The sequence below is a fragment of the Nostoc sp. CCY 9925 genome, from assembly GCF_963920935.1.
Lineage (GTDB): Bacteria > Cyanobacteriota > Cyanobacteriia > Cyanobacteriales > Nostocaceae > Nostoc.
Map to the genome: position 1 here is coordinate 35,823 of NZ_CAWUDO010000014.1, position 14,747 is coordinate 50,569.

Below are 14,747 nucleotides of genomic sequence, written 5' to 3' on the forward strand. Positions count from 1 at the left end.
CTTGCTGCTAATGAACGAGTTCTTCCTTTCTGCACTGTCATTCGGATTAGCTGCGGGCATCAAACCGGGGCCGCTCGGCGTCATTGTGATTCAACAAACTTTATCGAGAGGACTTTCCGCCGGAGTGCGAGCAAGCCTCGCCCCGCTGATTACCGATGGTCCAATCATCATCGCTGCACTGTGGTTCCTCTCTGAGTTCAAGAGTATTGACCTATTTGCCGCTGCCCTAAGTTTGGTCGGCGGAGTCTATCTGCTTTGGCTGTCCGCAAAGATGCTTCGCGTCAGCGAAATTTCGTTAACTGGAAAGCTCAAGTCACAAAGTTCACTCGCTACAGCAGTGAAGGTAAACCTTCTCAACCCGGGCCCCTATCTCTTTTGGTTCACTGTCGGCGGGAGCTACATCATTCGCGGCTCTACCGCCGAGAGACTGGTCTTCGTAGTAACAGCTATCGGAACCCTGATCGCTTCTAAGGTTGCTGTTGCCGTTCTTGCTGTACGCTTCTTCCCTTCCTTGGAGAGCCGGGGCTATCTCCTAACGATGAAGTTCCTTGCTGGCACATTGGTCTGGTTTGGCCTCGTGTCCATTGTGAGGGCGGCTGAACTTGGCCTTCAGTATGCCCGCGATTTCTAACCCTTCGTTGCAGGGACAGCCAAAAAGCGTACGTTTACGAGGTCTACCAGGCCATATCAGCAACAAGATCGAGGGGCAAAATCAGCTTCATTGTAGATTCCCTTTTCCTTATTTACAGACTTTTCTCTAGATATTGCCTATGTTTTATAAAAAATTTACCGCAGCTACCTCAAGTTTAATATTCATTGACTAAAAAAAGCTTAAATCTCAACTACTCAGTTGTAATAACTGGTTGCTTGGCTGAGTATTTTCATTGTGCATTACTCGTTCTAAAACTGCTTCTCTGATATTGATGAACTGTTCATGACTTCTATCTCGCGGGCGTGAAAGTCTTACAGGTACATCTAAAGTAATCTGTCCTGCTTCAATCAGGATCACTCTGTCTGCCAATGCTACTGCTTCTTCTACATCATGAGTAACTAAAAATGCAGTAAACTTGCGCTCTTGCCACAAATTTTCAATCAAATGTTGCATTTCTAGGCGAGTGAGAGCATCCAAAGCTCCCAAAGGTTCATCTAACAACAACAAACGCGGTTGACTCACTAATGCTCTTGCTAATGATACCCGTTGGCGCTGTCCACCAGATAATACATGAGGCCATTCATCAGCTCTATCCTCAAGTCCCACTTTCTGGAGTGCCCACTTGGCTCTTTCACGCCAATTTCCTTGCAAGCCTAACCCTACATTCTCAATAACTCGCTTCCACGGTAGTAAACGCGGATCTTGAAACATCACTGTTACAGACCGACTGAGTTTACGTAGTGGTTCTCCATCTAGTAGTATTCCGCCTGAAGTCGGTTTATCCAATGCTGACACCAGACGCAATAAAGTACTCTTACCGCAACCACTACGTCCTACAATGGCAACAAACTCACCTGGAGCAACTTCTAAATTCAATGAATTTAAAACAGTTTTTCTGCCAAAATCCTTCGTCAGATCCAAAATACTTAATTGGGTACCTTGTACATTTGAATTCACTCGAAAAACCTCCTTTATTGACAGAGTAGCTATGATTTTTATTGCGTTCAAATCCTTATTGGATACGCACTGTTTTTCATTAATGACCTTTGACTGAGACTGAAAACTATGAGCCTTGGTAATTAGGATTCCAAGCCAAAAATTTTCTTTCTAATGTTCTGGCAGTAGCATCTGCTAATTTGCCTAGCAAGGCATAAATAACAATACTCAATACCACAACATCAGTTTGCATAAATTCACGAGCATTCATCGCCATATAGCCAAGTCCGGAATCTGCTGCAATAGTTTCTGCAACAATTAGTGTTAGCCACATAATTCCCAAGGAGAAACGGACGCCAACAAGAATCGAAGATAAAGCTCCAGGGAAAACGATTTGCCACAAAAGTTGGGGTGTTTTCAATCCATATACTTTTCCCATCTCAATCAATCCAGGATCAACACTACGAATGCCATGAAATGTATTGAGATACAGCGGGAAAAATACCCCCATAGATACTAGAAATAATCTGGCTTGGTCGCCAATACCAAACCAGAGAATTACTAGCGGAATTAATGCTAAATTAGGAATTGTACGGAGCATTTGTAGAGAACTATCCAATAACTTTTCTGCGATACGGGAAAAGCCATTGAGCAACCCCAAACCGAAGCCAATGCTGCCACCAACTATAAAACCAGATATGGCACGCCCAGCACTAATTCCTATATGTTGAAATAGTTCTCCAGTTGAAGCTAATCTAATCGCTGTGCTAATTACGCCACTAGGGGCTGGCAAGATTCTGCTTGAAAGTAAACCAGTTCTAGAAGCAAATTCCCAAAGTACTAACACGAAAACAGGCACAATCCAAGGAACTATTTTGTCAAATTTGGGATTTTGTAGCAGCGCATTTAGGGATATGTTACTACTTTTGCTGTGTTTGAGGGTGATAGTCACGTCGCTTCGCTCCGAATTCAAAATTCAAAATTCAAAATTAATAATCCCCATAAATCCCAAATCTAAAATCTAAAATTCACATATTTATGAGGCAGCAGTGAGTTGTTTAGCAAGTTTTTCATTAGCCGCTATTTCGCTAAAATGACTCAAGACTTCTGGTGTTGAAGGTACAGGTTGGTTCTGCAAAGGTAGACGTGGAAATAATAATTCAGCCGTGCGATACGCTTCTTCTAAATGGGGATATCCAGAAAAAACGAAAGTTTCTATTCCTAGTTCTTGATATTCCAGCATCCTAGCAATAACGGTGTCGGGATCTCCAACTAAAGCAGTACCCGCACCACCCCGCACTAATCCAATTCCTGTCCATAGGTTGGGGCTAATTTCTAAGGCTTGTCGAGAGCCATTATGTAGTTGACTCATGCGTCGTTGTCCTTCAGAATCAGAACTAGCAAAGTCTTTTTGAGCTGTGGCGATCGCTTCTTCATCCACATACTTAATTAACTCATTGGCTGCATCCCAAGCCGCAGACTCGGTTTCTCGCACAATTACGTGCAAACGAATGCCAAAACGCACTGTTCTGCCTTGTTCTGCCGCCAGTCGCCGAACTTCAGCAATTTTTTGTGCAACTTGCTGTGGAGGCTCTCCCCATGTCAGATACACATCTATATGTTTAGCAGCAACTCGCTTAGCAGCAGCAGATGAACCACCAAACCACAAAGGTGGATAGGGTTTTTGAACTGGCGGGAATAGGAGTTTACCACCTTTGATGTCTAGGTGGTTTCCTTTAAAATCAACTGTTTCCCCGCTGACGATACCCCGCCAAACATGCAAGAATTCATCGGTTAGATCGTAGCGATCGTCATGACTCAGATGCAAACCATCCCCAGCAAGATGCACAGGATCTCCACCTGTGACCACATTAATCAACAATCTTCCTTTAGAAATTCGGTCAAATGTTGCTGCCATTCGTGCCGCAGCGCCAGGAGAAGTGATTCCTGGACGAATTGCCACGAGAAATTTCATTTGCTTGGTAACAGAGATGAAAGCCGCAGCAGTAATCCAAGCATCTTCACAAGAACGCCCTGTAGGTAGTAATGCCCCTGTGTAACCTAGACTATCTACAGCTTGAGCAATTTGCTGCAAATAATCAGGTGTAGCAACACGAGAGCCAATATCTGTGCCTAAATAGCGTCCGTCATGAGATCCAGTAGGAATAAACCAAAGAATTTGCATGTTTATCAGGGTATCAGGTTCAAAATTTACGTTTTTCCGATCGATTTACCGTAGTTTATAGGTGAATCTTACCCGATATTACGTAAAAATCAACCCTAATTTAACCATTGGTAAAAAATATTTGTTTGCCGACTGACTTTATAGTGAGCAGCTGTGACTGGATAACTTTGTAAGCATGTATTATTTTGCCACTCTTGTGGCCAGGGTGACTGTATTGCAAAACACAACTTTCTACTCATAAAACCATAATTATCAAGAAGCATAGGGAGTAAGGAGCAGGTAAGATGCGGTTCGGCTTTGCTCACCGACCCTACGGTGTACACACAAGTCTTCTAGAGTTGCGCCACAGCGTTTAGATCCCCCCAACCCCCCTTAAAAAGGGGGGCAAAAATCTCTCAAAGTCCTCCTTTTTAAGGAGGATTTAGGAGGATCTACAACGATTTTAGTTTTCTAGAGAGATATGTATACACCGTAGGCTCACCGTTCGGGGGATGACGAGATGGTGAGGTGGCCGGAGAACGACTCCTAACTCAGCACTCAGTACTCTTGATCATATTTTGCGATCGTGGAGAAATACTAGGCCTTGCATTGTAGCAAGCTCTATGCAAATATATTTCTAAATAAAATCCGGTAAGTCTATCGTTTTATCGGATTTACGCAATTAATTGATGCTGTCAAAATATAGCTGATTATCAGTTACCAATTTTAAAACATCGTCTTACTATCCTTTCAAGCGGCAAAATTAATAATCTGCTGCAACTTTTGGATTGTACATTAACAACTGCTTAGTGGTGGTTTTGATATCCGAGATTTGTAATTTTCTCATCAATTAAACCTTTGCTGAACCAACTATCTAATGGTTTAGCACAAACATTGCATCAGGAACTTATGGTGGTTTTTTGTGCAATTTAGAGCTAGTTTATTCGTTTTTCAGGTTGAGGAGTTAAAGAGTCATGTCCAAGTTTAGCTGGAATTATAGATCTATACTGTTCCTGCTTTCATTGCTAGATATTCTGGCTATCCTGGTTTTTCATCCAGCTAAAAGTCAGGCTGAACTATCTAAAGAAATAGAAGCAAACCAACCTCCACAAGCAGTTGTTAATCAGACAGTTGAAACTTCAATTTCTGAGCTAGAAGCAAACAAACCTCCAGAAACAGTTGTTAATCAAACAGTAGAAACTTCAGTTGCTGAAGTAGAAGCAAACCAACCTCCACAAGCAGTTGTTAATCAGACAGTTGAAACTTCAATTCCAGGGCTAACTAGAAAAAAAGTTAAAAAGCCAGAACGAGTGACACCTGTCTCCGAATTATCTGGAGTTGCACCACCGACTAAGAAAAGACCTACCAATAATTCAGCAGAACAAGTGACATCTGTCTCGCAACTGGCAGATGTGAAGCCGACAGATTGGGCATTTCAAGCACTACAGTCTTTGGTGGAACGCTATGGTGTAATTGCTGGATATACAGATGGAACATTCAAAGGGAATCGTGGCCTAACACGCTATGAATTTGCAGCTGGCTTGAATGCAGCTTTAGATCGCCTCAATGAACTCATAGCAACTTCAACAACAGATTTAGTCAGACGGGAAGATTTAGATACCATCAAAAAACTACAAGAGCAATTTTCTCCAGAACTTGCTCAATTTCGCGGGCGCTTAGATAACTTGGAAGCGCGGACTGCGAAGTTAGAAGCAAGTCAGTTTACGACTACAACCAAACTTATAGGTAGAGCGCAGATTGTCTTTGGCTCACTTCTAGCGGGTAATAATGTCGTGACTAAGACACCCGCAGCTCGCAACGTCACCGCTCAAGGCTCAGTATCCTTACGGTTAAACACCAGCTTTAACGGTAAAGACTCACTCAGCTTATCGTTGTCAGGTGGAAATATTGAATCCTTGGGACAAACAAGAGCTGGATTATTAGGAACTTATGAAGGGAGAACTGCTGATAACTCCAGTATTACTTTTGCACGCAATCAGATTACTCTCGGTGGTGTTCGCTATCGGTTTTTACCTACTCCAAATACCCAAGTCAATATTTATGCCCTATCCGATGGAGCTAGTGAAATAGGCCTTTCCGGTCCGATTAACCCATATTTTGAATCTTCTTCTGCGACTGGTGCTAATGGGATTTCACGATTTTCACGGCGGTCTTTGGTCTATAACTATGGAGATAGCGGCCCCGGCATTGCCATACTGCAACGATTAGGTAAACAGGTTCAATTGGGGGTAGCGTTTAGCGCTCCAAACGGTAATAATCCAACAATTAATAATGGCTTACTTACAGGTAGGTATTTAGCTTTAGCACAGGTAATATACTACTCTGCGGATAGGAATTTTCGGGTAGCTGGAACTTACGTCAATACCTATAGCCCACCAAATACCCAAGGTTTTAGCGGCACAAACTTCGGCCCAGCAGTTGGGAGTAACTTGGTAAACAGCACCGTGGCTGGAGCGGGAACCGTAGGCAATCTTTATGGACTACAGGCGTTCTATCAAATTAGTCCTAAATTAGCAATCAATGGATGGATAAGCTATGCAGCGCATCGCTACATAGGACGCGGAGATGGCAGAGCTATGGATTGGGCGGTAGGATTGGCATTCCCGGATCTTTTTAGTGAAGGTGCTCTAGGGGGAGTTTTAGTTGGTATGGAGCCAAAACTCACCCGTCTGAGTGATAGTGTAAATTTGGGAGCAGGTTTTGGACAAGCGGATAAAGATACCTCCCTACACGTTGAGGCATTTTACCAATATAAAATCGGAAACAATATTGAGATTACGCCAGGTTTAATCTGGATTACTGCACCAGACTCTGATAACAATAATCCCGATAGTTTATTTGGTTGGGTTCGTACCGTCTTTAGGTTTTAGTCATTAGTCATTAGTCATTTGTCTTTTGTAAAGACTGGGGCATTGGGTATGGGGTACAGGATGTGGGGATAAGGGGAAAGAAGAATTACTTTCTCCCCGATATACCCACCTCCCCATTCCCTTCTCTAGAACTAAAGCACCAACTAGAAATAATTCATACACATCTCATAGCCTTGTTATGCATAAAGTGATGTAAAAAGCAAGTATATTTTGAGAAGTACAAAGTTTATTTTACAGAAATTTATGTTTGAATTTATTTGTTACAACACTTGCTTTTTGTCAGAAATTGTGAAAAGCTTTGTTATGTCATAAACTACGGTTAATCGCTAAAGTTAAAGTAGTTTAAAACTTAATCTGCTGGCAACTTAAATAAAGGAGCCATAAATTGAGGGTAGTAGAAAACCCTAAATAGGATAGGCAAAGAGATTTCTGACAGCGTGCGGCATCGATGGGGTGAAGATTTGATGCTCAATACTTGATCGATGGGGGAAATATTTGAGATGCTGAAGACGTTAACAACCGATTTTGAACTCGATCTGCAAGCAGATGTCCTAATAATTGGAGGTGGGCCTGCTGGAACTTGGGCGGCTTGGAGTGCTGCATCAAGTGGAGCCAGAGTTATCCTCGTAGACAAAGGATATTGTGGGACGACTGGGTGTGCTGCTGCGTCTGGTAATGGTGTGTGGTATGTGCCACCCGACCCAGAAGCACGGGAAACAGCTAAGGCTAGTCGGGAATCGTTGGGTGGGTTTCTATCCGATCGCAATTGGATGGATCGGGTACTGAATCAGACCTATGTCAATGTCAATCAGTTAGCAGAGTGGGGTTATCCCTTTCCCACCGACGATGAAGGTAAAGCCTATCGGCGATCGCTACAAGGCCCGGAATATATGCGGTTGATGCGGCGGCAAATTCAACGAGCCGGAGTCAAGATTTTAGACCACAGCCCCGCCTTAGAACTATTGGTAGGTGAAGATGGTGCTGTTGGCGGTGCTACGGGCGCGAACCGTCAAACTGGTGGGAGATGGATGGTGCGATCGCGTGCCACAATCGTTGCCACTGGTGGCTGTGCGTTTCTGAGTAAAGCGTTGGGATGCAACGTCCTGACAGGGGATGGTTATTTAATGGCTGCTGAAGCAGGTGCCGAGATGTCAGGTATGGAGTTTTCCAACGCTTATGGCATCTCCCCAGCTTTTTCTTCAGTTACCAAAACCCTCTTCTACAATTGGGCAACGTTTACCTACGAAGACGGCACCGTGATTCCCGGTGCTGGTTCTCAAAAGGGACGTTCGGTCATAGCCCAGACATTGCTGCAACAGCCAGTTTACGCCATTTTAGATAAAGCAACGGAATCTATGCGCTCATCTATGCGTTTGGCGCAGCCTAACTTCTTTCTACCGTTTGACCGTGCAGGTATCGATCCATTTACCCAACGTTTTCCCGTTACCTTGCGCCTAGAGGGAACTGTACGCGGTACAGGAGGAATTCGGATTGTTGATGATAGCTGTGCTACTTCTGTGCGGGGACTCTACGCTGCTGGAGATGCAGCCACACGGGAACTGATTTGTGGCGGATTCACTGGCGGTGGTAGCCACAACGCTGCTTGGGCAATATCTTCTGGCTATTGGTCAGGTCAATCGGCTGCTGAATATATCCACAGTTTGAGAGAACAGAAAACTCAACCTCACCTGAAGGGTGTTGGAGAGGTAGGATTAAAGAGTCAGAGCGATCGCCATCAGAAATTTGCAACTGATGAAGTGATTCAGGCAGTCCAAGCCGAAGTATTCCCCTACGAACGGAACTTATTCCGTACAGAACAAGGCTTAACTGAGTCTTTAGCAAGGCTAAATCACCTCTGGCAAGAAATCCGTAGTAGCCAGGTAACATCAAATCAAGAACTTATTCGGGCTAGAGAAGCTGCGGCGATGGTAGCTACAGCGCGATGGATGTATAGCAGTGCCATTGAACGAAAAGAAACTCGTGGTATGCACAAACATTTAGACTATCCCGAACAAGATCCTAACCAGCAACATTATTTAATTAGTGGTGGATTAGATCGAGTCTGGGTGAAGACTCAGCCGTTAAATAGTACAGAAAAGCGTTTATCTAAAGTAGGAGCCGTAGTGTGATTGAGTTGGTCAGCGAATCGCGGTGCATACAATGTAATATCTGCGTAAACGTTTGTCCGACTAACGTGTTTGACCGCGTAGCGGATGCACCGCCAACTATTGCTCGACAAAGTGACTGTCAAACCTGTTATATGTGCGAATTGTACTGTCCAGTTGATGCCCTTTATGTAGCACCCCAAAGCGACATGCAGACTTCAGTCAACGAAGCAGAATTGGCACAAGTCGGCTTGCTGGGTAGTTACCGTGAAAACGTTGGTTGGGGATATAAACGCACATCAACAGCAAAAAGCGATCAAACATTCCAAATTTTGAAGCAGATGAAATAGTAATGCGATGTGCAATTTATTTTTAGAACCCCTCTTCAAACCTCTCCCCCACAGGGAGAGAGGCTTTGATTCTTGCTCCTCTTTCCTCTCTTCGAGACGCTGCGCGAACGTAGGGAAGGGGTTGGAAGTTAGCTTTGAGAGAAAGTTGCACACGGTGTATAGCACAGCGGAGAAAATAGTCATGCTGTCGTTCCCAGTAGCAACAGGTTCTATCAATCAAAAGAAATTTTCTTTGCAATTATCAACTTCAGTAGGTTGTATATTACTGCTGCTAACTACAGCATGTAGCCAAGGCAAAAGTGAATCGGCTCAATCCGTTGAGGCTATTAATGCCAATAGTATTAATTCTATTGCTGCATCTAACAATATATCTTCCTTGCGTATAGGTTCTGAAGCGATCGCAGAATTGGAATATGCAGTCAATGTGCTGGGATTCAAAGCAATTCAAATTCCCGGCCATATCCGCCGTCCGATCCCCGCCTTCGAGAAGTATGGCCAAGAAGTAGCAAACGAAGCTATCTGGATTGATACCTTTGGCTTGGATAGCAAGTATGACTACGATCCATTCTGGGCGAAGTGCGTAGAACTTAAAGTTGTACCCACCAACCACTCTTCTGGTATGGGATGGATAAATCGGCGTTCTATTAGGAACAAGAAATCATCACCGAAGAAGACCTCCGCTACTTCCTATCAATCCACCCATTGGAGTTGTACACCAGCCTCAATCGTGACTTTTTCAAGGGTACAGGTGTTGAGAAAGCCGCAGATGAATTTTTGGCTAAGAAGTAGAAGTAGGGACTGGGGAGTAAGGGAGATGAAGAAACCAGTAATTACCAATGCCCAATGCCCCATACCCTTCTTTAAAGTGTTCCATGTTCCATTTCCTCTGTTTAGTCGTAGGGTGAGTTTTGCTCACTCTACATTTCTCCTAAATTCTCTGTTTAATAGCAAATTGGGAAAATATTTGGAACAGCAATGTTGACACAGTAACTAATTAGAAACTGCATTAATAACCATTCTTCTGTATTTGCTTTAATTACGAATTATAAAAGGATAATTTTTTTATGGTGCTAGATATTACAAAACCAAAGGATTACATTGATATAGCAGCTTCATTATCTAAAGAACTCGCCGAATCGGCAGTTGAAAGAGATGCTAAAGCCGGAGTTCCAGAAGAAGAAATTAATAGACTGCGCGAAACTGGATTGTTACCATTGATTGTGCCTAAGCAATATGGTGGAATTGGTGCAACATGGATTGATGCCTTAAAAATTGTGAGAAAACTATCAAAAGCTGATGGTTCAATTGGTCAGTTATATGGTAATCATTTGAATCTGACAGCTTTGGGTCATGTTTCTGGTACAGCAACCCAAAAGGAAAAATATTATCGGGAAACTGCTAAGAATAATTTATTTTGGGCAAATGCGATTAACACGCGAGATACTAGGCTGAAAATTAGCCCAGAAGGCGAAAATTTTCGGGTTAATGGTGTTAAAAGCTTTGGTACAGGTATTGCTGTTGCAGATTATCGGGTATTCTCGGCTTTGCAAGATGGTGTAGAATTGCCCTTCATATTTATAATTCCCAAAGACAGAGAAGGCTTAGTTTCTAATCAAGATTGGGACAATATTGGGCAACGTCGCACTGATAGTGATAGTTATACATTTAATAATGTCCTAGTAGAAAAAGATGAAATTTTGGGGCTATCAGAACCTCCTGATAATGCTTTTTCAACTTTTCTTGGTATTATTGCCCAGCTAACAAAAACTAACGTTTATCTGGGAATTACTAAAGGAGCCTTCGCCGCTGCTCGTGAGTACACTAAAACTAATACTCGTCCTTGGATTACATCAGGAGTAAATAGTGCTACTCAAGACCCATATATACTGCATAATTACGGTGATTTTTGGGTGGAAATCCAAGGCGCGATCGCTCTAGCTGACTCAGCAGCCGAAAAGGTGCAAGTAGCTTGGGAAAAGGATGTAGCACTCACTCATCAAGAAAGGGGAGAAGTAGCGGTCGCAGTTTCCGCAGCCAAAGCATTAGCTACTCGTGTAGGTATAGATGTTACTAATCGCATCTTTGAAGTGACGGGAACTCGCGCTACTGCAACCAAATATGGATTTGACCGTTACTGGCGGGATTTGCGAACCTTTACCCTTCACGATCCTGTGGACTACAAATTGCGAGCGATCGGCGATTGGGTACTCAATGAGCAGTTACCCGTGATTACACAATATTCATAGGGCATCGGTTATTTTTTCCGCCGTTCTCTGAAGACGCGATGAATCGCGTCTCTACAAAATCCAAAATCTAAAATCGATATGACTCAACTCAAAACACTTCCTACTTATGACCCAACCTTATTTGAGGGAGCGGCTCAGGGCTACGCTCAATACAGAACCAAATATCCACCTGTTGTATTTGATAAACTAGCGGAAATATTTAATCTCAATGGTCAAGGACGACTGCTTGATTTGGGTACCGGGCCGGGATTGATTGCAATTCCTTTGCGAACCAGATTTGAAGAAGTTGTGGCGATCGATCCCGATCCCGATATGATTGCAGAAGCTAAACGCCAAGCAGCAGCAGTAGGGGCAAATAATATTACTTGGTTACAACAAGGAGCAGAATTCATCGACTCTAGTTTAGGGACATTTAAATTAGCTACTATTGGTCGAGCTTTCCACTGGATGGAACGCGAATTAGTGCTTGAGCGCCTTTATGAATTGCTTACTGATGATGGTGGAATAGCATTGCTGAATACTGGCGATAATCCTTGGGAGAGTTCTTTACCCTGGAAACAAGCTGCTCTTGGAGTCGTGAAGAAATGGTTAGGCGATCGCCGGCGAACTGGACAACGAGGAGAAGGTACTCGTAAGCCAGTCGATCCTTCCCATGAAGTTGTTATTAGCAATTCAGCTTTTGCTCGTCAAGAAGTTTATGAAGTGCCATTTGAAAAATCTTGGACTGTCGATAGCTATCTTGGTTACTTATATACCACAGCTTTTTCTCTAAAAATTTTCTATGGCGATAATGCTCCAGCATTTGAAGCAGACCTCAAAGAAGCATTACTACAAACTGAACCGTCTGGACATTTTACAGAAGAACTCAAAGCTACAATCTTAGTCGGTTGGAAGAAATAGCGCCGCTTCTTTGGAATGTAAAATTGCAATGTAAAAAGTTGAGAATGGTAGCTTGATTTTTACCCTTGTCTACTAGCAACAATTAACTTATAAATTTTAACCTTCGACTAGCACAACACTGGAGTGGGTTCTTATCACTTCATTTCCTAATTTTCCGCCTTATAACTGTTAAACTCAAGTTCCTCGAGTTGCTATAGAGTGGAGTCACATCCACTCTAGTTCCTATTTTAAATTGCTTAAATATATCAAAAATTAATAAATTAGTTTTTATTTATTAATTTGCAATCAATCATATTTTTTGCATCACCTATAAAAGAAGAAATCAAACAACTTATGCCAGTAATAAAACCAAGATTTGAATTTAGTAAAAGCCAGAAAATAACACGCCGTTCTTTGTTTTTTGCGCTGGGATATTGCTTAGTATTATCGACAGCCTTATCCAGTTGCAGTGAAGCTAAAAATAACGCTCAACAGTCCCCTGCTTATTCTGATCCAGCAACTTCATCTAACACTACAGAAAAGCAAACAGTACGAATTGTGCGTTCAAAACAACTCACTGGTCTAGCAGTATTAGAAAAGCAGGGATCTTTAGAAAAACGATTGGAACCTCTAGGTTTTAAGGTACAGTGGTCTGAGTTTGCAGCTGGGCCGCAACAGCTAGAAGCTATAAATGCAAACGCACTTGATATAGCTTCTACAGCCGAGTCGCCTCCTGTATTTTCACAAGCAGCAGGGGCACCTCTTGTTTATCTAGCTACTACACATTCTAGTGGTCAAGCAACTTCACTTTTAGTTCCGATAAACTCTCCGATTAAAAGTGTTGCTGACTTGAAAGGAAAAAAAGTAGCCTTTCAAAAAGCCTCTATAGGTCACTACTTATTAGTCAAAGCATTAGAAAAAGCAGGACTGAAACTAAGTGATGCCCAATCAGTTTTTCTCCCACCACCAGATGCTAATGTGGCTTTTAGTCAGAACAAAGTAGATGCTTGGTTTATTTGGGAGCCATTCGTTACTAGAAATGTGCAAAACAAAGTAGGTCGTGTTTTGATAGATGGAGGTGAGTTGCGAGATACTGGCAATTTTTACTCAACTTCACGTCAGTTTTATCAGGCACACCCTGATGTGATTAAAGTATTTTTAGAAGAACTAGAAAAAGCAGAAATCTGGACTAAGGAGCATCCGAAAGAAGTAGCACAATTACTTGCTCCTGTAACTCAACTAGACCCGTCTATTCTAGAAACTATGCATAGTAAATATAACTATGGTGTGCTACCAATTACTGAGAAAACTATTACCAAGCAACAAGAGGTTGCGGACAAATGGTACAGCCTTGGACTTATACCAAAAAAGGTGGATGTGAAAGTTGGGTTTTTGACACCTGAAGAGTACATCAAAATTACTCCTGCTGAGGTTTTGGCTAACAAATAGTCATGCAATTTTGGATTTTAAATTTTGGATTGTGGATTGAGAATGTCTTTTTTAGCAAGACTAGTGTGAATGAATTTGTGCAATTGCTATTCTTGACAACAAAATACTGAAACAGAGGAGAATATTATGTCCACTGCAACTTTAACAGAAGTAAAAATCACGCATATTGATGCCCTGTTATGAGCGGTAGTTACTGGTCTGGATGCGAGTCAAGCTATTGCGCTGAAGTCATATTACAACTTAAAGAAACTCTGCGCGATCGCCACATCCTCATCTTTAAAAATCAACAACTTTCCGATGAGCAGTTTTTAAATTTTTCTTTATACTTTGGCAGGCTTTTTGTACCATCTGATGAAACTCCGGTACTAGCTTCTAAACCTGGAGAAACTCCCGTGGTGATTCTGATTTCTAATGTCTATGGTGGCTACACTCGTACTGGAAAACTAAGTTTTCACTCTGACCACAAGTGGACTCATACTCCCTTTAGTGGTTCGCTTCTTTATGCTTTGGAAATACCTTCTCAAGGTGGAGATACTTATTGGTTAAATACCAATTTGGCTTATGAAGCTTTGGATGAAGCTACTAAAAAACGGATTGCTAATTTAACGAAAAAATTCTGCCCAAGAAGATTGACGTTGAGGAAGCACTGCTGACACCTAAAGAATATGCAGCTATTACTCCACCAACACTAATTAGTGAAAAATAGAGGACTTGCGACTGAAGTATCCTGACTCAAAAACTCAAGTTTCGAGTTAACAAAATCCAAACTCATACTAATTCTCTATAAACTTGCACTAAATAATTCTTAACTTATTTCTTTTCTTTCTTTGCGTACTTTGGAGTAGCCTGTGGCAAGGCTAGTACCTCACTAAGGCTGCGCTAACAGCAGTCGCTTATAGGGAAACTCCCACGTGTCTACATTTGATAAAGATCAAGTGCATTCACATACAGAATTGGTACAACAAGACAGTAGAAATTGTAATTTCTACTGTCTTTTTTGTTTCAGTAGGAGTTTTTAGTTTTAGATAACAGTAAAGACACGCTTATCTTTGGCTATTGTGGCAGAAATTAGACT

General features: G+C 42.3%; 12 protein-coding genes. 9 read left to right on the forward strand and 3 right to left on the reverse strand.

Annotation, left to right across the window (positions count from 1 at the left end):
* Positions 1–10 precede the first annotated feature (10 nt).
* Positions 11–631: a LysE family translocator gene (locus ACM0OY_RS10220; RefSeq protein WP_414568744.1), complete on the forward strand. Its 621-nt coding sequence runs from the start codon at positions 11–13 to the stop codon at positions 629–631.
* A gap of 207 nt (positions 632–838) precedes the next feature.
* Here the strand turns inward: ACM0OY_RS10220 and ACM0OY_RS10225 are convergent, their stop codons facing one another.
* The 3 genes from ACM0OY_RS10225 to ssuD all read right to left on the reverse strand — a co-directional run bounded on the left by ACM0OY_RS10225 (position 839) and on the right by ssuD (position 3,773).
* Positions 839–1,609 carry an ATP-binding cassette domain-containing protein gene (locus ACM0OY_RS10225; protein WP_414568745.1) on the reverse strand — a complete coding sequence of 257 codons (771 nt, stop codon included), beginning with the start codon at positions 1,607–1,609 and terminating at the stop codon, positions 839–841.
* 106 nt (positions 1,610–1,715) lie between these two features.
* On the reverse strand, positions 1,716–2,540 hold the full coding sequence (ssuC, locus tag ACM0OY_RS10230; RefSeq protein WP_414568746.1) for an aliphatic sulfonate ABC transporter permease SsuC: 825 nt from the start codon (positions 2,538–2,540) through the stop codon (positions 1,716–1,718).
* Positions 2,541–2,624: 84 nt separating this feature from the next.
* Positions 2,625–3,773 carry an FMNH2-dependent alkanesulfonate monooxygenase gene (gene ssuD, locus ACM0OY_RS10235; protein WP_414568747.1) on the reverse strand — a complete coding sequence of 383 codons (1,149 nt, stop codon included), beginning with the start codon at positions 3,771–3,773 and terminating at the stop codon, positions 2,625–2,627.
* Positions 3,774–4,726: 953 nt separating this feature from the next.
* On the opposite strand from ssuD, the gene ACM0OY_RS10240 reads away from it, so the two are divergent.
* From ACM0OY_RS10240 to ACM0OY_RS10275, 8 genes are all read left to right on the forward strand, one after another.
* Entirely contained in the window at positions 4,727–6,643 is a 1,917-nt protein-coding gene (locus tag ACM0OY_RS10240) for an iron uptake porin (protein ID WP_414568748.1), read from the forward strand.
* 500 nt (positions 6,644–7,143) lie between these two features.
* Positions 7,144–8,772, forward strand: a complete 1,629-nt coding sequence (locus ACM0OY_RS10245) for an FAD-dependent oxidoreductase (RefSeq protein WP_414568749.1) — start codon at positions 7,144–7,146, stop codon at positions 8,770–8,772.
* Positions 8,769–9,098, forward strand: a complete 330-nt coding sequence (locus ACM0OY_RS10250) for a 4Fe-4S binding protein (protein ID WP_414568750.1) — start codon at positions 8,769–8,771, stop codon at positions 9,096–9,098. The genes ACM0OY_RS10245 and ACM0OY_RS10250 overlap by 4 nt, the downstream gene beginning before the upstream one ends.
* Positions 9,099–9,279: 181 nt before the next feature.
* Positions 9,280–10,080, forward strand: coding sequence for a hypothetical protein (locus ACM0OY_RS10255; protein WP_414568751.1), 801 nt, complete (start codon positions 9,280–9,282; stop codon positions 10,078–10,080).
* An 82-nt stretch (positions 10,081–10,162) separates the two neighbouring features.
* A complete protein-coding gene (locus ACM0OY_RS10260) occupies positions 10,163–11,344 on the forward strand; it encodes an acyl-CoA dehydrogenase family protein (protein ID WP_414568752.1) in 1,182 nt (393 codons plus the stop codon).
* A 78-nt stretch (positions 11,345–11,422) separates the two neighbouring features.
* A complete protein-coding gene (locus ACM0OY_RS10265; RefSeq protein WP_414568753.1) occupies positions 11,423–12,244 on the forward strand; it encodes a class I SAM-dependent methyltransferase in 822 nt (273 codons plus the stop codon).
* A gap of 333 nt (positions 12,245–12,577) precedes the next feature.
* Positions 12,578–13,672, forward strand: coding sequence for an aliphatic sulfonate ABC transporter substrate-binding protein (locus ACM0OY_RS10270; protein ID WP_414568754.1), 1,095 nt, complete (start codon positions 12,578–12,580; stop codon positions 13,670–13,672).
* Between the two features lie 179 nt (positions 13,673–13,851).
* Positions 13,852–14,325, forward strand: a complete 474-nt coding sequence (locus tag ACM0OY_RS10275; protein WP_414568755.1) for a TauD/TfdA dioxygenase family protein — start codon at positions 13,852–13,854, stop codon at positions 14,323–14,325.
* Positions 14,326–14,747 lie beyond the last annotated feature (422 nt).

Excerpts from the sequence above, each read along its gene's own strand:
- ACM0OY_RS10220 (WP_414568744.1), top strand. The coding sequence starts at position 11 with ATGAACGAGTTCTTCCTTTCTGCACTGTCATTCGGATTAGCTGCGGGC.
- ssuD (WP_414568747.1), bottom strand. The coding sequence starts at position 3,773 with ATGCAAATTCTTTGGTTTATTCCTACTGGATCTCATGACGGACGCTAT.
- ACM0OY_RS10240 (WP_414568748.1), top strand. The coding sequence starts at position 4,727 with ATGTCCAAGTTTAGCTGGAATTATAGATCTATACTGTTCCTGCTTTCA.
- ACM0OY_RS10245 (WP_414568749.1), top strand. The coding sequence starts at position 7,144 with ATGCTGAAGACGTTAACAACCGATTTTGAACTCGATCTGCAAGCAGAT.
- ACM0OY_RS10255 (WP_414568751.1), top strand. The coding sequence starts at position 9,280 with ATGCTGTCGTTCCCAGTAGCAACAGGTTCTATCAATCAAAAGAAATTT.
- ACM0OY_RS10260 (WP_414568752.1), top strand. The coding sequence starts at position 10,163 with ATGGTGCTAGATATTACAAAACCAAAGGATTACATTGATATAGCAGCT.
- ACM0OY_RS10265 (WP_414568753.1), top strand. The coding sequence starts at position 11,423 with ATGACTCAACTCAAAACACTTCCTACTTATGACCCAACCTTATTTGAG.
- ACM0OY_RS10270 (WP_414568754.1), top strand. The coding sequence starts at position 12,578 with ATGCCAGTAATAAAACCAAGATTTGAATTTAGTAAAAGCCAGAAAATA.
- ACM0OY_RS10275 (WP_414568755.1), top strand. The coding sequence starts at position 13,852 with ATGAGCGGTAGTTACTGGTCTGGATGCGAGTCAAGCTATTGCGCTGAA.